The 20,379-nt window shown below is 45.0% G+C and carries 20 protein-coding genes; 15 read left to right on the top strand and 5 right to left on the bottom strand.

What is annotated here, in order from left to right:
• The first annotated feature begins 122 nt into the window (after window positions 1-122).
• The gene (locus tag DW083_RS13880) at window positions 123-1,178 is read left to right on the top strand and encodes a hypothetical protein (RefSeq protein ID WP_233552213.1); all 1,056 of its coding nucleotides are present in this window, start codon (window positions 123-125) and stop codon (window positions 1,176-1,178) included.
• On the opposite strand, the gene DW083_RS13875 is transcribed toward DW083_RS13880, so the two are convergent.
• The 4 genes from DW083_RS13875 to DW083_RS13860 all read right to left on the bottom strand — a co-directional run bounded on the left by DW083_RS13875 (window position 1,162) and on the right by DW083_RS13860 (window position 5,509).
• On the bottom strand, window positions 1,162-2,217 hold the full coding sequence (locus DW083_RS13875) for a BF3164 family lipoprotein (protein ID WP_115499707.1): 1,056 nt from the start codon (window positions 2,215-2,217) through the stop codon (window positions 1,162-1,164). The two genes, DW083_RS13880 and DW083_RS13875, sit on opposite strands and share 17 nt — an antisense overlap.
• Window positions 2,214-2,798 (bottom strand): hypothetical protein, encoded by a 585-nt coding sequence (locus DW083_RS13870; protein ID WP_122332766.1) that lies wholly within the window; start codon window positions 2,796-2,798, stop codon window positions 2,214-2,216. Before DW083_RS13870 ends, DW083_RS13875 begins: the two co-directional genes overlap by 4 nt.
• Before the next feature lie 60 nt (window positions 2,799-2,858).
• Window positions 2,859-4,415 (bottom strand): ATP-binding protein, encoded by a 1,557-nt coding sequence (locus tag DW083_RS13865; protein ID WP_122332790.1) that lies wholly within the window; start codon window positions 4,413-4,415, stop codon window positions 2,859-2,861.
• A gap of 92 nt (window positions 4,416-4,507) precedes the next feature.
• On the bottom strand, window positions 4,508-5,509 hold the full coding sequence (locus DW083_RS13860) for a 6-bladed beta-propeller (protein ID WP_122332765.1): 1,002 nt from the start codon (window positions 5,507-5,509) through the stop codon (window positions 4,508-4,510).
• A gap of 549 nt (window positions 5,510-6,058) precedes the next feature.
• Here DW083_RS13860 and DW083_RS13855 point away from each other — a divergent pair.
• The 12 genes from DW083_RS13855 to nrdG all read left to right on the top strand — a co-directional run bounded on the left by DW083_RS13855 (window position 6,059) and on the right by nrdG (window position 16,676).
• A complete protein-coding gene (locus DW083_RS13855) occupies window positions 6,059-6,388 on the top strand; it encodes a hypothetical protein (protein WP_122332764.1) in 330 nt (109 codons plus the stop codon).
• Window positions 6,389-6,475: 87 nt separating this feature from the next.
• Window positions 6,476-7,993: a F0F1 ATP synthase subunit beta gene (gene atpD / locus DW083_RS13850; RefSeq protein ID WP_122332763.1), complete on the top strand. Its 1,518-nt coding sequence runs from the start codon at window positions 6,476-6,478 to the stop codon at window positions 7,991-7,993.
• A 6-nt stretch (window positions 7,994-7,999) separates the two neighbouring features.
• Entirely contained in the window at window positions 8,000-8,233 is a 234-nt protein-coding gene (locus DW083_RS13845) for a F0F1 ATP synthase subunit epsilon (RefSeq protein ID WP_122332762.1), read from the top strand.
• A gap of 17 nt (window positions 8,234-8,250) precedes the next feature.
• Window positions 8,251-8,679: a hypothetical protein gene (locus tag DW083_RS13840; protein WP_122332761.1), complete on the top strand. Its 429-nt coding sequence runs from the start codon at window positions 8,251-8,253 to the stop codon at window positions 8,677-8,679.
• Window positions 8,657-9,715, top strand: a complete 1,059-nt coding sequence (gene atpB / locus DW083_RS13835) for a F0F1 ATP synthase subunit A (RefSeq protein WP_122332760.1) — start codon at window positions 8,657-8,659, stop codon at window positions 9,713-9,715. Before DW083_RS13840 ends, atpB begins: the two co-directional genes overlap by 23 nt.
• Window positions 9,716-9,751: 36 nt before the next feature.
• Window positions 9,752-10,006, top strand: coding sequence for an ATP synthase F0 subunit C (atpE, locus tag DW083_RS13830; RefSeq protein ID WP_005633044.1), 255 nt, complete (start codon window positions 9,752-9,754; stop codon window positions 10,004-10,006).
• A gap of 14 nt (window positions 10,007-10,020) precedes the next feature.
• Window positions 10,021-10,521, top strand: a complete 501-nt coding sequence (gene atpF, locus DW083_RS13825) for a F0F1 ATP synthase subunit B (RefSeq protein WP_115500042.1) — start codon at window positions 10,021-10,023, stop codon at window positions 10,519-10,521.
• Between the two features lie 3 nt (window positions 10,522-10,524).
• On the top strand, window positions 10,525-11,067 hold the full coding sequence (locus tag DW083_RS13820) for a F0F1 ATP synthase subunit delta (protein ID WP_122332759.1): 543 nt from the start codon (window positions 10,525-10,527) through the stop codon (window positions 11,065-11,067).
• A 13-nt stretch (window positions 11,068-11,080) separates the two neighbouring features.
• Entirely contained in the window at window positions 11,081-12,658 is a 1,578-nt protein-coding gene (gene atpA, locus DW083_RS13815; protein WP_122332758.1) for a F0F1 ATP synthase subunit alpha, read from the top strand.
• A gap of 5 nt (window positions 12,659-12,663) precedes the next feature.
• Window positions 12,664-13,521, top strand: a complete 858-nt coding sequence (locus DW083_RS13810; protein WP_122332757.1) for a F0F1 ATP synthase subunit gamma — start codon at window positions 12,664-12,666, stop codon at window positions 13,519-13,521.
• A gap of 369 nt (window positions 13,522-13,890) precedes the next feature.
• Window positions 13,891-16,098 (top strand): anaerobic ribonucleoside triphosphate reductase, encoded by a 2,208-nt coding sequence (locus DW083_RS13805; protein WP_122332756.1) that lies wholly within the window; start codon window positions 13,891-13,893, stop codon window positions 16,096-16,098.
• 77 nt (window positions 16,099-16,175) lie between these two features.
• A complete protein-coding gene (gene nrdG, locus DW083_RS13800) occupies window positions 16,176-16,676 on the top strand; it encodes an anaerobic ribonucleoside-triphosphate reductase activating protein (protein ID WP_122332755.1) in 501 nt (166 codons plus the stop codon).
• A gap of 5 nt (window positions 16,677-16,681) precedes the next feature.
• Here nrdG and DW083_RS13795 read toward each other — a convergent pair whose 3' ends face one another.
• Window positions 16,682-18,031 (bottom strand): threonine/serine exporter ThrE family protein, encoded by a 1,350-nt coding sequence (locus DW083_RS13795; protein ID WP_122332754.1) that lies wholly within the window; start codon window positions 18,029-18,031, stop codon window positions 16,682-16,684.
• A 471-nt stretch (window positions 18,032-18,502) separates the two neighbouring features.
• Here DW083_RS13795 and DW083_RS13790 point away from each other — a divergent pair, with 471 nt between their 5' ends.
• Window positions 18,503-19,450 (top strand): alpha/beta hydrolase, encoded by a 948-nt coding sequence (locus DW083_RS13790; RefSeq protein ID WP_122332753.1) that lies wholly within the window; start codon window positions 18,503-18,505, stop codon window positions 19,448-19,450.
• Window positions 19,451-19,500: 50 nt separating this feature from the next.
• The gene (locus DW083_RS13785; protein ID WP_115500054.1) at window positions 19,501-20,373 is read left to right on the top strand and encodes an ion transporter; all 873 of its coding nucleotides are present in this window, start codon (window positions 19,501-19,503) and stop codon (window positions 20,371-20,373) included.
• Window positions 20,374-20,379: the final 6 nt, after the last annotated feature.

The raw sequence follows: 20,379 nt of genomic DNA, 5'->3' as shown, positions 1-20,379 counted from the left end.
ATCTCCTGGTTTAAGATTGTCAACTAAAAGTGGAAACACTTTGATGTTTCCAATGAAATGTTTCCAAAGTGTTGATTTGGATTGTTGATTTTGTTACTTTTGTAGTAATAAATGAACTGAAAATGGGAAAACACAGATTTATTATATTCTTTGGGGTTATACTGATTTTGACAACATTGATTGTGTTTTTAGCTTGCTGTTACTTTTCTCAAATTAAAAAAGAGCAGATTCTTAAGGCAGTTTATATATTCAGTTATGCTATTGATAAAGAAAAGGCACTTATGCAACCAGAGTTTGTTTCTTATCCGAAATTTGATGTTAGTATTTCTTCTGATTCTACTATTATTGAAACCGAAAAAGGGAAAGCTATATATAAAAGAGATAAGAAGGTGGATAGTCTTACTTTGTCCCATAGAAGAGAGTGGAATTTCCAGATGTACTTAGCCTTTAAAAATCCCAATCGCGCCTTTACTCTCGACAGTCTTTTTCAAGAGGAACTTAAAAGTGAGAACATAGTTGCTCAAACTGCTGTCTCTTTTTTCCAGGGCGACAGTCTTGTGAGTTGTTCGAATAAATCATTATGCCAAGCAGGAATAGCTTTGGACCCTGTTGTTTTTGGAGTAGAGCATGATCCGAAACAAATAAAATTACAGGCGTATGTCTCGTTCTCCCGTTCCTATTTAATTAGTCAGATGCCTTTAATCTGGGGGCTGATTATATTGTGGATTGTTCCTGGTATATTAATGTATATATGGCTACGGCGTAAAAAGGTAGAATATAAGGACGTCATTAATCCTGTTCCACCCATATCGGCTCTGATTTCCTCGGATGCATCAGAGTGGAAAGAGATAGCATCGGGCATCTTTTTTAATGAGAAAACAGGAGTATTGAAGAAACAGGATCATGAGGTCTGCCTGAAAAGAAATCGTTTACGCGCTTTTTCTCGTTTTTTAGGAGCTTCGGATCATACTATCAGTTACTCTGATTTTTGTAAAAATGTGTTGGAGCGACCTTTGAACGAAGATGAATCGAACGAAAAAAATAAGGATTTGAACCAAGCGATAAAGAAATCTATGACGCAAACAATACAGCGTTTGCGAGATGATTTGAAGGATTTCCCGGAGTTGTCTATTGACAATATACCTAATTCAGGCTATCAGCTTAATATTGAAACCTGATAATCACCGGGTCCGGTTGCTCGGAAAGCCCATAAATACACTTTTCTACTGGATCTACAGAAAAGAAAGTAATCGGTGTGTCTAATTCGTAATGTCGTAGCGGTGTTCCCTGATAGTCAAAAACGAATAGGGTACGCTGCATTTCTTCTCCTTTTTGGGGGGATATGCCATAATATAAAGCCCAGATTTCAGAATCAGTCAATACGCCGAATAGATATGAAAATTTGGTCTGTTCAGGAATAATGTATGCGAAATCATGATCATCTACTTTTCGGTTTCCTAAAACAGGGATAAAATTATCAGGTCCTTGTATACGCTGTATAAGCTGCATATCAGAATTGTATATTTCAATGAGATCGGAATAAGTATAAAAAATAACGATTTTATCATTGTGAGGGTTATAATATATCCTGTTTTCCCAAAAACGTTTTTTTAGATTATCCGGTATATTGTTTGTCGACACTTCCGGGAATTTCGTTTGTAATTGATTGTCTTTATTTCCAGAGGCATCAAAACGTGTCACCAAATTATTTGAATCGCTTAAATCCGAGCATAAAAAAGATCCATCGGGCAATACGGCAACACTGGTTGGCGCACCATTTTTAAATTTAACCGATTGAATTGGTGAAATATGTTTTCTATTGAGGAAATCGGGAATACTATATGCCTCCATTTTAGCCTGTTGCATATCGAACGCCCAAACCTTATCCGGATAAAATTGTAAAGACCAACAATTTAGTAATTCCCCTGGGCCGATTCCTCGTGGAATGTTTTCAGTTGTTTTACGACCACTCTTCTTATCATAGATTTGTGCAAAATAGTCACAATACATATCAACACTCACTAAAGAGGAATCGCATACCCAAATTCGAATGGGTTTCCAAAGAGTATCTATACTCAATATTTCACCTTTCAAAGAAGTCGTTTGCTTAAAATCATCTTTCGTGAAGAGGACTGTTTCCTTGACTGTTCCGGACTCTTTTTTGCAAGAGCATATTAATAAGATCGGAAGAATTGCTATATAGAATCTTATTCTCATTTCTCTTTTAATTGGTAAGTTAGTATTTTGAAAGAAGTTGTTTGGGATAATAATTCTTTCAGAATCGCCTCTTCTTTTTTTATGTCAAATTCTTGTAGAGTTGTTATTTTATCCAATGTCTTTTGTCCTATATAATCTTCTTTTGGTGCAAATAATATGATGGGAGCAACTTTCTCCTTCATTTTGGGAAGGGATTTAATTATATAGGGGGCGATTTGAGTATTTGATTTCAAAGGATGAACTGAAAAAAACTTTCCAATGAAATTGCAACATATCTCTATCTGGCTATTCTCATTTTGTTTGATTATAAGATCGACCCTCGGATTTTCTTTTATATCCAATGACTCATGAAAAATAACAGTCTTATTTATATTTTTAATGTCATCTTGAAAGCTCCATAACATAACTTCCAAAGTCGTACTCTTAGAGAAGTGACTAAATTCGAAATGAGCAATATTTTCTTTCTCAGTCGGTTGAAACGGAAGGCTTGACATGGAACCATATCCGGCAACTTTGATACTGTCTTGAGCACTACAATAGAAAGATAAAAATAAGAATAATGAATAAATAAGACTTTTCATATGATTAATTTTGTGGAGATGAGTATGTACCTCTTTGTTTTGAATATAATATTTTATGTGTTAGTTCTCTTCAATTATCCACTGTTCAATATTCCGTAACTGATTGCTGAAATTCACGCCTATCTTGAATAGTTTCCGAGGATCGGTTGCGAATGGCAGTGCGTAATGCTTCTCATTTATCTGTTGTAAAGCCTCTTCTGCTGTTCCTTCTAATTTGAACTCCATGACATAAATGTAGTCATTGGTTTTCAATACTAAATCGATACGCCCCATATTGGTGTGGTACTCTACTTGGGTATAAAGGCCGACTAATTTGAAGACAATGAAAAGTACATTCTGGTAATGCAGCTCCAATTGGCGGACCAGTTCATAAGGCGTATCGGCAAAGAAACTTTGCAGACGACGCAAAAAAGCATCTGGCTGGCCTAATTCTATTTCACGGACAAAATTTTGAATTTCGAAAGGAGACTCTATTTTATTGACATTTGTATAGAAGGGCATCAGGTATCGTACAAAGCCTTCTTCTACCTCTAAGTTAGGGAAACCTAATTGGTATATGCCAAATCTTTCGTCATAACTTTTGATCGTCAGATATCCGCTCTGGTAAATGACAGGAATGGGATTCGATGAATCTGCATAAATACTGTTTAATACATCTGCACTGGTCTCTTCATTAGCCATGCGCTCCAGATTGTAATGGCTCCGTTTTAACAGTTCTACCAAATAGGTGGGTGTGCCTGTCTCAAACCAATAGTTGCTGAACTTATTATATTTGAATGTATTGAGCAGGCTGAACGGATTGTAGATACCTATTGTGTTTTCTGCAAAGTGATAGCCATCGTAATACTCTTTGAGTTTGGCACATGTTTCTTCATATGTCATTGCTTGCGCATTTGCCAACTCATGAAGCTCTTCTTCCAGATTGTCGTGTATCTCCTGTTCGGAGACGCCGCAGATGTTGACATAAGGCTCGCGCATGGAGATATCGTCCAGATTATTCAGGTCGCTGAATACACTGATTTTGCCGAATTTGGTTACTCCTGTTAACATGGCGAACTGGATGTAGCCGTCCATTGATTTCATTACGCCATAGAAAGCTTTTAAAGTTTCACGATATTCATTTTGTAAAGCCGTATTCTCTATGGTTTGCAGCAAAGGTTTATCATATTCGTCTACCAGAATGACCACTTTTTGCCCCGTCTTTTCATAAGCCTTCCGGATGAGTGTGACAAAACGGTCATCTATCGTTTCGTCTGATGGGGAAGATCCATATTTCTCTTCATAGATGAGAAACTGGCGATCTATAAGGCGAAGCAAATCGTCTGTTGTATCAAATTTTTTAGCATTCAGGTCTAAATGCAGGATGGGATACTTGATCCAGTCTTTTTCCAGCTTTTCCATGGCAAGCCCCTCGAACAGCTCTTTTTTGCCTTGAAAGTAAGCTTCGAGCGTAGATATGAGCAAGCTTTTACCAAAGCGGCGCGGGCGGCTCAGAAAATAGTAGCTACCGGTTTTGACAATACGGTAGATCAGTTCGGTTTTATCAATGTAGAAATAACCGCTACTGCGAAGCTTTTCAAAGTTCTGTATTCCGATAGGATAAATCTTGTTGCTCATAGCTGTCTTTTTTGTTGTTTGCCGGAATGATGCATTCGGTCCGTAATACAACAAAGATAGTAATGTTTCTTTAATGTCAGTCTGTTGGGCTGCTATATTATATCTGTTAAATCTAAATAAGCGAACTGTATCTCGTCGTTTAAATTTATAATGAGCCTGTTGTTTTCTTTGTCATAACAAAAATCGGTTATCATATATCCGGTTTCCAGGGTTTTGAGATAATTGCCATTTAAATCGAAAACCAAAAATTTTGTGGGATAATAGGCATCTGTACGATGGTCACTACCCGAATAAAGTGCCACTATCTTATCTTTGCAAAATGTAGCGCTGAGAGCATAGTGCTGTGTCTGTGTTATTTCAGCATTCCATTTAGGGCCATGGATGTTACAGATTAAATTCCCGTCGAAGTCGCAGATTGTCATCAGGTCGTATTGGCTATAACATTGAACATACCGTTTATGCTCTGCGGATGCGGCGTATATGAATCGGACTCTTTTCAGATCAGGATATTCGTACTTCATTGGCACTATCTCTTCGGTGGTCATGTTCCATCTGGCAACAGATGGGCGATAGTCGCTGTTTCCGATCGGTTCTATAATTCTGGCAATACAAAGTGTGTCATTCAAATATAAATATCGGTCGGGAAACTGTCTTTCTTTCATATTTATTTTAACTTCCGGCTGATAATCAGGGTTGGCTAAAACGCTATCGAGGTCGTAACTGAATATTTTCAGTTTACCGTGATCCGAGACGAAAAACCTGCGGTGTGCTTCATCAGTTCCCACGTGGCCGATAATCGTAATTTCTCCGGGGCCTTGTCCCTGATAAGTGGTGCTGGCTAAATGGTTGAAATTATTTTTGTCAAATAGGTGTATAAGTTTGTCTGGCACATTATATTCGGTGATAATTAGATAATCGCTGAGCAAGTATACTCTCGAAATTCGACCGATTAAAACGTCTTGTGTCGAGAACTCTTTCATTTTGTCCCGCACGTTAATCACATGATCCCGCTTACTTTGATATTTCTCGGTTTCAGAATCCCGGCTACAGCTCCAGCAGGATATAATTAGTAAAAGGTATAACAATTTGTTCATGACTTTATTGTTTTAGGATGCTGACATAACGCAAATATACGAATATATTTTGGTTACGAATGGTTCGTAGCTTAATTGTCTCGTGATTTTATCGATTTGCGGAGATTCGGAAAAGGGTACTTATTGTATAAAACGGATTTTTCAAGCTCGGAAGAAGCCTTGATGCAAACAAATGTTAATCCACTTTTTTGCCCTCAAAAAGGGACTCTTTCCGCTTTTTTGAGCGTTTCCAACAATTACGACCGTCTTCTTTGCCATTGCGACCGTGCTAATGTGTAGTGCACTCGGCACCTCGCGAAGATTAGCACGGTCGTAATGGCAATTAGGACGGTCGTAATTGAAAAGAGGACCGTCTTAAGGGCAAAAAAGCACCTGAATTTCCTTGCGATATTTGGAACGCCGTCCGTTTTGTTTTCAAATATTCGATTCTCCGGGAGTTAAGGTTTATCACTTTGTCGGTGTTTCCATCTTTCGGTAATCAATTTGCACGCTTTTCGAAACGGACTGCGCACCTCTTTTTTCCTATTGTCAAAAAGGGGAGCTTAAACCATGAAAAGAGTCAATCCAAAATCGATCAAGATTTCGGACGAAATAGAAAAACGGCCCAAAGGGGGGGATATTGTAATTTTCGTGTATGCTTCTTTGCGATCCCGCGTCGAAGCGCGGGGACAGGAATGGTTTATTCCTTTTTATTTAACAATGCAAAACATTTTGCCTTTTCTTTACCTGCAAAACGTCACATACCGCTTAGGAACCTCTTTCTCTATGATTTACAAAATAAGCTTTTTCCTGCATTTTGGTCCATATCCGAACTCTATTGGTTTATTTCAGAATAGAATGAAATTAGTTGAATATTTAACTAAGTACAAAAAGAATTAAAAAGTAATATTTCCGAATATCAGACAATCATAATTCGTAATATTGCAGCCGAAGAGTTGAATAGGTCTAAGGAAAAAAAGAGATTGTATGGGAGAAATAAAAGGTTATATATCACAGGTTATCGGTCCGGTTGTGGACATTCATTTTGACAATGAAAAGGAAGAAAAGATAACACTTCCACGTATCCACGACGCAATGGAGATAACCCGCCCTAATGGAAAAATACTGATTGTAGAAGTTCAGCAACACATCGGGGAAAACACGGTCCGCACCGTAGCAATGGATACGACAGACGGACTGAAGAGAGGAATGGAAGCCCTGTCATACGGCTCACCTATTACGATGCCGGTCGGCGACCAGGTGAAAGGACGCTTGATGAACGTGACAGGCAACCCGATCGACGGGATAACGGAACTCGACCGCAAAGGCGCTCTCCCGATCCACCGCGAACCGCCCAAGTTCGAGGATCTGACCACCAGCCGCGAAGTGTTGTACACAGGTATCAAGGTGATCGACCTGCTGGAACCTTATTCAAAAGGTGGCAAGATCGGTCTTTTTGGCGGTGCCGGTGTAGGTAAGACGGTTCTGATCATGGAGCTGATCAACAACATTGCAAAGAAGAACAATGGATTTTCCGTCTTTGCAGGTGTCGGCGAACGTACGCGTGAGGGGAACGACCTGCTGCGCGAGATGATCCAGTCCGGTGTGATCCGTTACGGTGAAGAATTCAAGAAGAGCATGGAAGCAGGCCATTGGGATTTGTCGAAGATCGACTATGACGAACTGGCCAAATCGCAGGCGACATTAGTGTTCGGGCAGATGAACGAACCGCCGGGAGCGCGTTCTTCCGTAGCCCTCTCGGGGCTGACGATTGCCGAGTCTTTCCGTGACCTGGCGCCGGAAGGAGAGACGAGAGACATCCTCTTCTTTATCGATAATATCTTCCGTTTCACACAGGCCGGTTCGGAAGTTTCCGCCTTGTTAGGACGTATGCCGTCGGCCGTCGGCTACCAGCCGACGCTGGCAACCGAGATGGGCGCCATGCAGGAACGTATCACGTCGACCAAGAAAGGTTCCATCACCTCTGTCCAGGCAGTTTATGTGCCCGCAGACGACTTGACGGACCCGGCTCCGGCGACTACATTCACGCACTTGGATGCGACGACGGTGTTGAGCCGTAAGATCACCGAACTCGGTATCTATCCGGCTGTCGACCCGCTGGAATCGACTTCACGCATTCTGGACCCGCTGATCGTCGGCAATGAGCATTACGAGACAGCACAACGTGTCAAACAGATACTGCAACGCAACAAGGAATTGCAAGACATCATCTCGATCCTCGGTATGGAAGAGCTTTCCGACGAAGACCGCCAGACCGTCAACCGCGCCCGTCGCGTGCAGCGTTTCCTTTCGCAGCCGTTCTCCGTTGCCGAACAGTTCACCGGCATACCGGGCGTGATGGTCTCCATCGAAGATACGATACGCGGATTCAAGATGATCATGGACGGCGAGACCGACAATATCCCCGAACAGGCCTTCCTGAACGTAGGAACGATCGAGGATGTGATGGAAAAGGCGAAACGATTGGCAGAACAAGCAAACTAAACAGATATGAGACTGGAAATTATATCACCGGACGGTATTCTTTACGAAGGCGAGACCCAGCAGGTTTCGTTTCCGGGTGCAGCCGGTTCATTTGATATTCTTCCTCATCATGCTCCGATGATCGCCGCTCTCGGAGAAGGAACCATCGTCTTTGAAAACGATGGCAAAAAAGGGGAGCAAGCCATCAGGAGCGGATTCGTGGAGGTGAAAGGGGATCATATATCTGTTTGTATCGAATAAATAAAAAGTACACGACAATGACAGGGTGGTTAAAAATTAAGCTGATGGGGTTGATTACTTTTGTCAACTTTGCTATTGGTCTGACATTAGGCGGTTTGTTATACACAATCTGGCCGGAACATTATTTCACATGGTATCCTTCCATCCCGATCTTCTACTGGTTGATGTCATTGGCAATGACATATGTTCTCGACCGGATGAAAAAGAAGAGAGGCGATGTGACCATTACCGCTTATATGCTGGTGCGGTTCTGCAAGTTTACCCTTGCGATCGTTTTCTTATGGCTTTATGCCGCACTGGTGAATGACCACTTGAAGACATTCGGTTTTACACTGATGCTCTTTTTCTTTATTTACCTGGCCATGGAAACATATACGATTTATCTGTACGAGAAAAAAAGAATGAAAAGAGAAAAAAGAGAAGATGAAGAACAATCTCATAGATAACAGATTTATATGGATAGCGCTACTGCTGTGGTTCTGCGCGTTGGGCCCGGCCCAGGCAGATACCAAAGAGGAAGGCATCGATGTGCAGGAGATCGTTTTCTCACATATTCAGGATGCCTACACCTGGCACATTACCGAATGGAATGGGAAAGAGATCGCCGTCTCGCTGCCGGTATTGGTCAAAAGCGAAGAGCGGGGATGGGATATGTTCCTTTCCCACCATTTGCATCACGGACAGACGCATCATAACTATTACATCGCGGCCGAAGGCGAACATGCCGGCAAGGTGGTCGAAAAGAACAGCCGGGGCGAAGAGGTCCGCCCGCTCGACTTCTCATTGACCAAAAATGTCTGCGGACTGTTCCTGAGTTGCGGCATTCTGCTGTTTGTGGTCCTCAGGACGGCACGCTGGTATAAGAAACATCCGAACCAGGTCCCGGGCGGATTTACCGGGTTGATGGAGATGGCTATTTCCTATATCGAGGACGGTGTCATCAAGGAGTCGATCGGCAAAGAAGAATACAAGCCGTTTTCATCTTATCTGCTGACGGTCTTTTTCTTTATTCTGATCAATAACCTGATCGGCATCATACCGATCTTTCCGGGCGGCGCCAACATCACAGGCAACATTGCCGTAACGGCAGTCCTGGCAGGATGTACGTTTATCGCCGTCAACCTGTTCGCGACAAAGGGATACTGGAAAGAGATATTCTGGCCGAAAGCGCCGATCTATCTGAAGTTGCCGCTGCCGATCATGCCTTTCGTGGAGTTCTTCGGCGTGTTCACAAAACCGTTTGCTCTGATGATTCGTCTGTTTGCCAACATCATGGCGGGACATACGATTATCCTGGCGCTCACTTGTCTGATATTCATCACGGTGTCGATGGGGATGGTTGTGAATATGGGGATGACGGTCGTTTCAGTTCTGTTCTGCGCGTTCATGAACTGCCTGGAACTGTTGGTCGCTTGCTTGCAGGCATACATATTCACCTTGCTTTCAGCAAACTATATAGGTTTGGCCAAGGTTAAAGATTAAATATATTTGAGGTACTAATTAAAAGTTTAAAACACTATGTTATCGACTATTTTATTACAAGCAGCTGCCGGAATGGGCATAGCGAAGATGGGAGCAACAATCGGAGCGGGATTCGCCGCTATCGGTGCAGGTATAGGTATCGGTTTGATCGGAAAAGGTGCCGTCGAGGCTATCGGACGCCAGCCGTCGGCAGCCGGTGAGATCCGTACTTCCATGTTGATCATGGGCGCTTTGGTGGAAGGTGTGGCACTGTTTGCTATTGTAGTATGTTTCCTGGCTTTGTTCCAATAAAAAAGTAACAAGCTATGTCATTATTAACACCGGATTCGGGACTTCTGTTCTGGATGATCGTTTCATTCGGGATTGTCTTTGTCATCCTTTCCAAATATGGTTTCCCCGTCATTATCAAGGCGGTGGAACAACGGAAAGCCTACATCGACGATTCTTTGGAGACGGCACGCCAGGCGAATGAACAGCTTGCCAATATCCAGGCCGAAGGTGCCCGGATACTTGCCGAAGCGAAAGAAAAACAGAATGCGATCCTGAAAGAAGCCTTTGCCGAAAAGGAACAAATCATCGACGAAGCTCGTCAGAAGGCTGCCGCCGAAACCCGTTTACAGGTGGAAGAGGCTGCCCGGCGTATCCGCGAAGAAAAGGAGAAAGCAATCCGCGAAGTCCGTTCGGAGATTGCCGACCTTTCGATCGCCATAGCAGAGAAGGTGATGAAAGAAAAGATCAGCCGTGACGGTGAACAGCAACAAATCATCGACCGGCTGTTAGATGAGGTATCGCTTTATAAATCGTAGCGTATGGATATAGGAACAATCTCTTCCCGGTATGCGAAAGCGCTTTTCTCGCTTGCAAAGGAGAAAGGGCTGGAGACCCGGGTATATGACGACATGAAGATGCTGGCAGACAGTTTCTCGCTCGAACCGGAGTTGCGGGTTGCCGTTAGCAACCCGATCATTCCCAAAGAGGAGAAAGTCAAGCTGTTGATAGCGGCCGGCGGCATAGAGGTCTCGGACTTGTATGTGCGTTTTATCCGGCTGGTCTTGCAACACAAACGGGAAAACGAACTGCTCTTCATGGCCCACATCTATATCCATTTTTACCGGAGAGACAAGCATATCACCCGCGTACAATTCAGTACCGCTACTCCGGTAAGCGATGAGGTGAAGGAGCATCTCCAGAAGAAGCTCAAGGAAGAGACAGGCAGCACCATCGAATTTACCGGGCTTATACAGCCGGAACTGATCGGCGGTTTCCGCCTGCGTATCGGAAACTACCGGATAGATGCCAGCTATGCGACACAGTTGCGTGACATCCGTAGCCGGTTACTCGAAAACAGATAAAAAAGAAAGAAGTATGACAGATCAGATAAAAGTGAGTGAAGTTTCCGCCATCCTGCGCCAGCAGTTGGAAGGTATCAGTACCAGCATCCATACGGAAGAAGTGGGTACCGTACTTCAGGTGAGTGATGGTGTGGCACGCATATACGGCCTCGACAATGCCGAAGCGAACGAACTGTTGCAGTTCGACAACGGAATGGAAGCGATCGTGATGAACCTCGAAGAAGACAATGTGGGAGCCGTCTTGCTGGGGCCGACCGACCTCGTAAAAGAGGGCGACACGGTCAAACGGACAGGACGTATCGCCTCTATCGACGTTAGCGAAAACATGATCGGACGTGTAATCGACCCGCTCGGAAACCCGATCGACGGAAAAGGACAAATCACAGGCGAGACCTGCGAGATGCCGCTTGAACGCAAAGCTCCGGGCGTAATCTTCCGCCAACCTGTGAATGAACCGTTGCAGACCGGCATCAAGGCTGTCGACGCCATGATACCGATCGGACGCGGACAGCGTGAACTGATCATCGGCGACCGCCAGACCGGAAAGACTTCCATCGCGATCGACACGATCATCAACCAGCGCAGCAATTATGAAGCGGGCAATCCGGTTTATTGTATCTATGTGGCGATCGGACAGAAAGGTTCGACTGTCGCTTCGCTTGTCAACACGTTGCAGGAAAAGGGTGCGATGGACTATACGGTTGTTGTTAGTGCGACAGCTTCCGATCCGGCAGCCATGCAATACTTCGCACCTTTTGCCGGAGCCGCTATCGGCGAATATTTCCGGGATAGCGGACGCCATGCCTTAGTGGTCTACGACGACCTCTCGAAACAGGCTGTCGCCTATCGTGAAGTATCCCTGATCCTGCGCCGTCCTTCCGGACGTGAGGCCTATCCGGGCGATATCTTCTACCTGCATTCCCGCCTGCTCGAACGGGCAGCCAAGATCATCAACCAGCCGGAAGTGGCAAGCCAGATGAACGACCTGCCGGAGAGCATGAAAGATAAAGTGAAAGGCGGCGGTTCCCTGACGGCCCTGCCGATCATCGAGACACAGGCCGGCGACGTTTCGGCTTATATCCCGACCAATGTGATCTCCATCACCGACGGACAGATCTTCCTCGAGACAGACCTGTTCAACCAGGGAAACCGTCCGGCTATCAATGTCGGTATTTCCGTTTCCCGTGTAGGTGGTAACGCGCAGTTGAAGGCGATGAAGAAAGTGGCCGGAACGCTGAAGATCGACCAAGCGCAGTTCCGAGAACTGGAATCATTCTCCAAATTCGGCGGAGATATGGATGCCGTAACGGCCTTCACGATCGACAAAGGACAAAAGAACACGCGCCTGCTGATCCAGCCCCAATACAGCCCGATGCCCGTTGAAGAGCAGATCGCGATCCTCTATTGCGGCACGCAAGGCCTGCTGAAAGATGTCCCGTTGGACAAAGTACACGAATTCGAAAAGGAATTCCTGCACGAATTACGCACATCGCACCGACACGACGTCCTGGATGTCTTGAAAACCGGAACTATCGACGACGATATCCGGAAGAAACTGGAAGAAACAGCGAAGCAACTTTCAATTAAATAGAGTCTATGTCATCATTAAAAGAAATAAAAGTCCGGATTGCATCTATCCGGAGCACGCAGAAGATTACGGCTGCCATGAAAATGGTTTCTTCTGCCAAGCTCCACCATACACAGATGCTGACCGAACATACACTCCTTTATGCGAATAAGCTGTCCGCCATTTTAAACGGTCTTTTAGGTGCGGAATGTGACCTGGAATCACCTTACACTGAACAGCGTGAGGTGAAGCGGGTCGCAATAGCCGTATTCTCATCCAGCAGTGGGCTATGCGGCACTTTCAATGTCAACGTCTGGAAAGAACTATCCGCCCGGCTGCATGAATACAAGGCACAGCAGATCGAGGTACGCCTCTATCCCATCGGAAAGAAGATTGCGGACGAACTGCATAAGGCCGGTTATACAACCGAAGACAACTTCCTGCATTTAGGAGAAAAACCGTCTTACGATGGAGCTATCAGCCTGGCGGGAGACTTGATGGAATTGTTTACCTCCGGCAAAGTAGACCGGGTGGAATTGCTTTACCATCATTTCAAAAACACGGCGACACAGGTTTTGACTCATAAAGTGTACCTGCCGATTACCCTTCCGGAAGCGACAACCGATGCTTCTGTAACCGATTACCTTCTGGAACCGTCTCCGGAAAACTTGCAAGCCTTGCTCTTCCCGAAGTTACTGAACCTGACAGTCTATACGACACTGCTCGACACGGTAACTTCTGAACACGCCGCCCGCATGATGGCCATGCAGACCGCCAACGACAACGCGAACGACCTGATCCAGGACCTGACTCTCCAATATAACAAAACACGCCAGCAAGCCATCACCAACGAGCTGCTGGATATCATGGGAGGAAGCGGGCAATAAACCCGATTCCCTCCCCCAGTTTTCAAACCAGAATAACAGCCTCCGTGGGGGAATATGTCAAAAGTCCCTTGTCCCCGCGCTTGACGCGGGGCCGCAGAAGAACAGGCCTTATCTATCAGTTGTTTATATGGTCGGTTTTAATGCGATCCCGCGTCAAGCGCGGGAACAGTAGTCCACAATAAATAAACCATTTTGACAAACAAATAAATCTTCAAAACATAAAAGTTTTCCATTTTAATAATAACCGTCACTGTATATCAGTGTATTGACATTATTTAACCACACAAAAGTTTTCCAAAAAGTTCACCGCATACTTATACTGTATACTTTTGCAGCAAATAAAACATATAATCCTCAATAGCAATTATCATGATTCAAACAGTTATCAAACGGGACGGACGCATCGTCGGGTTTAACGAAGAAAAGATCGCGACAGCCATCCGTAAAGCCATGTTGCACACTGAAATCGGAGAAGACCGGGAGTTAGTACGCCAGATCACCGATCACATTTCATTTAAAGGTAACACGCAAATGACAGTCGAAGCCATCCAGGATGCTGTCGAACTGGAACTGATGAACAGTAGCCGCAAGGATGTTGCACAAAAATACATCGCCTACCGTAACCAGCGAAGCATCGCTCGTAAAGCAAAGACGCGCGATATGTTCCTGGAAATCATAAACATCAAGTCTAACGATATTACCCGCGAGAATGCCAATATGAATGCCGACACGCCTGCTGGTATGATGATGAAGTTTTCCAGCGAGACGACCAAACCGTTCGTAGACGATTACCTGTTGAGTGAAGAGGTCAAGGAAGCTGTGGAAAATAACTATTTGCATATCCATGATAAGGACTATTATCCGACTAAGAGCCTCACGTGCGTACAGCATCCGCTTGACCGCATTCTGAAATACGGTTTTTCCGCCGGACACGGCGAATCACGCCCGGCAAAACGAATCGAAACGGCCAGCATCTTGGGGTGTATCTCGCTTGAAACAGCCCAGAACGAAATGCACGGCGGACAGGCGATCCCGGCGTTCGACTTCTATCTCGCCCCATACGTGCGCAACAGTTTTATTGAGGAATTGAAGAATCTGGAAGACCTCAACGGGCAAGATTATTCCCATCTATATGAAAAAGAGCTGGACGACTATATCACCCGTCCGCTGGATGGACTGAGCGGAGACGACCGCATCATACAGCATGCCGTGAACAAGACTGTCAGCCGCGTGCACCAGTCGATGGAAGCGTTTATCCACAATATGAACACGATCCATTCACGGGGTGGCAATCAGGTGGTTTTCAGCTCCATCAACTATGGGACGGACACTTCGGCCGAAGGCCGCTGCATCATCCGCGAGATACTGAAAAGCACATACCGCGGTGTCGGTAACGGTGAAACGGCTATCTTCCCGATCCAGATATGGAAAAAGAAACGCGGCGTGAGCTACTTGCCGGAAGACCGCAACTACGACCTCTACCAACTTGCCTGCAAGGTGACGGCACGCCGTTTCTTCCCGAACTTCCTCAACCTGGATGCTACTTTCAACCAAAGTGAAGAATGGCGGGCGGACGATCCGCAACGTTATATCCATGAAGTGGCTACGATGGGATGTCGTACGCGTGTATTCGAAAACCGCTTCGGGCCGAAGACTTCCATCGGCCGCGGGAATATATCTTTCTCGACAATCAACATCGTGCGTCTGGCTATCGAATGTATGCAGGTCGAGAATCAGGAAGAACGGATCGCCCTGTTCTTTGCCAAGTTCGACCATATGCTGGAAGTGACAGCCCGTCAGCTGCACGAACGGATGGAATTTCAGAAAACAGCCTATGCGAAGCAATTCCCGTTACTGATGTCTTCCCTTTGGCTCGGCAGCGAAAAGCTGAAACCGAACGACACGATCGCACCGGTTATCAACCAGGGCACATTGGGTATCGGCTTCATCGGCCTGGCAGAATGCCTCGTCGCCCTCACCGGCAAACATCATGGGGAGGATGCAGCATCGCAGGAGTTAGGATTGAGAATCGTCACTTATATGCGTGACCGCGTAAACCAGTTCTCCGAAGAATACCAGCATAACTACAGCGTACTGGCGACTCCGGCAGAAGGCCTGTCAGGCAAGTTTACCGGCCGTGACCGCAAAAAGTTCGGTTTATTGCTCGGTATTACAGACCGTGACTATTATACGAACTCCAACCATGTCCCGGTTTACTACAAATGCAGCGCCCGCCATAAAGCGGAAGTGGAGGCGCCTTATCACGACCTGACGCGTGGCGGACACATCTTCTATGTAGAGATGGACGGAGACGCCACCCACAACCCGGAAGTGATCATGCAGGTAGTCGACATGATGGACCGCTACAACATCGGTTACGGCTCAGTCAACCATAACCGTAACCGCTGCCTGGACTGCGGTTATGAGAATGCGGAAACCAACCTCGAGGCCTGTCCGAAATGCGGCAGCACCCATCTCGACAAGCTACAGCGCATCACCGGTTACCTGGTCGGCACGACAGACCGCTGGAACAATGCCAAACTGGCGGAGTTGAACGACCGCGTCGTTCATAGTTGAAAACCCAATTAATAACAAGCCATTGAGAATTGAAATGCAACAAACTAATTTTCAATTCTCAATTTTCAATTATAAAGATGCTTTCCATTATCGACATCATAGAAGATACAACCGTCGACGGTCCGGGTTTCCGGACCGCGATCTATGCGGCAGGCTGCCCGAACGCCTGCCCGGGTTGTCATAATCCCGAATCGTGGGATATAAAGAAAGGGAAACAAGTTCCGACGGAGCATATCCTGGAAAAGGTCCTGGCCGACGACTTCGCCAACGTCACCTTCAGCGGGGGCGATCCGATGTTCCAGCCCGAAGGTTTTACCGAGCTGGCGCGGGCTATCAAAGAAAAAAGCCGGAAAAACATCTGGTGTTACACCGGCTACACGTTCGAACGTCTTCTGAATAATCCGAAACAAGCAGAACTGCTCAACTATATCGACGTGTTAGTAGACGGCAAATTTAAACAAACCCTTCGCGACGAAAGCCTCCTCTTCCGGGGCAGCAGCAACCAGCGTCTGATCGACGTAAAAGCCTCCCTGAAAGCGAAGAAAGTTGTTTGCGTGGAATTGAATTATGGATTGTAAATTTCTTACCATTCAATAAACTTCCCACGCTGCCGGCGTTTCTCCAGTTCTTCCTCGAGGTAACGCTGGCGGTCTTTGGCTATGTAACGGCGGGCAAAGATGTTCGGAACTGCAACTCCCAATGAAATACAAAGGATAATCAGGGCCGAATTCATACCATTGGCAAAAGCATTCGTCACTTCGCCGATCACTCCGTGCAGATTGATAAATCCTAACATCGAGCGATACATCAGAACTCCTGGAATCATCGGAATCACAGAAGGAATTGTTAGGACGTGGTTGGGCACATCAAACCAATGAACCGCTTTTACCGCAATCAGACTCACGACAAAACTGCCCATAAACGAACCGATCACCGGGCCGTAACCCAATTCGAAGTTCACAAAGTTACGGGTACACACTGCCAAAATACCCCCTAAAGCTACGACCCACAGCAGGCGACGCTGGATATTGAAGATCATGGAGAATCCCATTGCTGCAATCGCGGCGGCAATGGCATAGACATAATACGGATCATGGGGTACCATGCTCAATTCACTGAACTTATGGTCGATCGCCACATCATTCATCACTAACACCCGCATGGCGAAAGCAATACCGAAAGTCATCGCCCCGACCATCATCATCGTATTAGCCGCCCGTGTGATGCCGACAAGCAAATGATTGTCGATCATATCATCCACGAAATTAATCAACGGCACACCCGGCACGATAAACAGGGCACAGGCCAAGAGCGGATGGTAAGGTGTTGCCGACAAACCCGAAAAGGAAGAAGCGTAGGCTAAGCAGGTCGAAACAAACGCCGCAAGCGCGATGCTCATATATACATTAATTCCAAATTCGATGCAACGCGCCCGGACCCGGAACCCGATGAAAGCACAAATCGAAGCAAACAAAAACGCAATCCAGTCGCAACCGAACAGCTTACAGAAGCCGCCACAAGCAAATCCGGCGCCTATGGCAATAAGGTAAGGCACATAATTACGCGGTTTGGCCGCAATCTTTTCCAGTTCCTCTTCATATCTGTCCAGCGAATAGTCCTGCTCGATCGCATTCCACGACAAATGGCTGATCTCCGTAATGGTCGTCATATTGATACCATGTTTCTCGCATTTCTGGAATTTGGAAAATGAATGCTTCTCATCACTCACGTTCACCATTATCATCGTCCACCGGATATCCAGATGAAGTTTCTCTTCCGGAATCCCCATAAAAGCAGCCACCCGTTTCATGTTTCGCTCGATACGGTTCGTGTCGGCAGCACTCTCCATCAATAATTTCCCGGTACGAAGCAATAAATCCAGTTTTCTGCGCAGCAACAACACTTCCCTGTCTGTCATAGTCTCTTTTTCCATTCTTTTGTCTTTTCTCAGTTTAAATGCGGGTACAAAAGTAAGCAGGCCAACTTTCACAAGCAAGCCTGCTGTGTTAGTTATTCATTATTATTGATGCAAGTATTGTTTGCTATAACGGAACGGCCTCTTTTAACTTTCAATTTTCAACTCTTAATTTTCAACTATTTCTGGGGGGCTTATTGTATAAAACGTATTTTTTCGGTTCGAAAGACATCCGAAATAAAACAAATGTTAATCCGCTTTTTGGACGTCAAAAAGGGGTTATTGTCAATTTCCCCGATTTGCGAGAGGCTTAAAATTAGCCATAATTGCAACAAAAATGACAATGCTCTTTGGGTAATATGGATTTTTGGAAAAATAGAGTCTGTTGCACCGGGTAGCTTAAAGATTTGTAACGCCTGTTTCTCAAATATTTGCTATATTTGTAATGTATGTAAAGAAGATCGTACTTCAAATTAAATTATTGACGATATGAAATTAAGACATTTATTTCTGCTAACCGGATTATTACTAATTTATTATACAAATGCATTTTCCCGGAATGTTCAATATGAAAAACAGGAGTTTGTATATAAAACGGTTAAAGGACATGCTATAAAGGCAAATATATTCTTGCCTGTTTCGCAGGAAAAGCATCCTGTTTTGGTGTATTTTCACGGTGGCGGGTTTATGTTTGGAAACAGAGACCAGGGATTGGATATTCCTCTTAAGGAAAATCTCCTTGCCAATGGTTATGCAGTTGTGGCGGCTGATTATAGATTAGCTCCGGAAACAAAACTTGATGAAATGCTTAAGGATGTGAGTGATGTTATTAAGTGGATTAAGCTAAACGGGCAACAAAAATATAATATTGATACCGCTAAGGTTGCAGTAGCAGGAGGATCTTCGGGGGGATATCTGGCTCTCTCTTCCGGTTTTGACGGAGATCTGATGCCGGATGCTATTGTCGCTATTTCAACGCCGACCGGATTTTCCACGGCAAATATTCAGATGGGGGATTTAGATGTGTTAAACCGCCCCGGACCGTATGACATTGTCAAGGATTCTGTGGTTTCGTACGGAAATTATGATAGTAGGATGGAGTTATGGAGATTTCTTGGGAAAAACCGGTTAGCATTGTATGAGATTTTTGGTTTTGATCCTGCAAAGGAACCGGAAAAGTTAGAAAGATATACATTGGCCAGCAATGTAAAACCTAATTTTCCGCCGACTTTGATTATTCATGCTAAAAATGACCGTTTGGTCGATTTGCAACAGGTAAATGACTTTTACACACTCTTGACCGAGAAGCAAATCAAAGCGGAATTATATCTTGTGGAAAATGGGCATAGTAGTGAGCTGATAAAGCAAAATCCGGAAGTGATTGATAAAATAATTGAATTTTTGAAAAGGCAAATGCCAGAAATAGAAGTAAGGTAAGAGATGGTAAGGAACTTAGTGGAACCAACTATAAGATAAAGATTCTGATTATGGGACTTTTTACGAAATTGCGGGAGCGTGTGGATGCTTTTCTTCATGATGAGGACTTGAAGAGGAAGTTGTATGTGATTATATTCGAGTCGGATACACCGAAGGGAAAACTGTTTGATACTTGTTTGATCGGGTTTATTATTGCAAGTGTGGTGGTGGTGATATTGGAGAGCATACAGTCGTTTTCTTATCATTACACGTTTGCATTGCGTATTTTGGAATATGTGTTTACCGCTTTCTTTACTTTTGAATACCTGGTCCGGATCTATTGTTCGCCACGGCCTAAAAAGTATATTTTCAGCTTCTTCGGGATTGTCGATTTACTGGCGACACTACCGGTCTACCTCAGTTTTTTCTTTGCCGGTACGCGCTATCTGATTGTGATCCGGGCATTCCGGTTGATTCGGGTCTTCCGTGTGTTCAAGCTGTTTAATTTCCTGAAGGAAGGGAATCTGTTGTTGAAATCGCTCCGGATCAGTGCACCCAAGATTTTCGTCTTTTTCTTTTTCGTGCTGATCCTGGTCACTTCGATCGGGACGATCATGTATATGATAGAAGGGAACCAACCCGGAACGCAGTTTAATAACATACCGAACAGTATCTATTGGGCGATTGTGACGATGACGACTGTCGGGTATGGCGATATAACACCCGTTACGCCTGCCGGACGTTTTCTTTCGGCTATCGTGATGCTGATCGGCTACACGATTATTGCGGTCCCGACAGGGATCGTGTCGGCGACGATGGTCGGGGAACAGCGGAAAAGAAGCCGTTATAAATGTCCGAATTGCCATCAGGACGGGCACGAAGAGCTGGCGGAGTATTGCAAGTACTGCGGATCGAAGTTAGAGAATTATAACTCTGGAAAATAATTACTA

The sequence above is a fragment of the Parabacteroides sp. AF48-14 genome (assembly GCF_003477465.1).
GTDB classification, from domain to species: domain Bacteria; phylum Bacteroidota; class Bacteroidia; order Bacteroidales; family Tannerellaceae; genus Parabacteroides; species Parabacteroides acidifaciens.
Note: the sequence above shows the minus strand (reverse complement) of the source record. Positions and strands in the feature narration are given on the sequence as shown.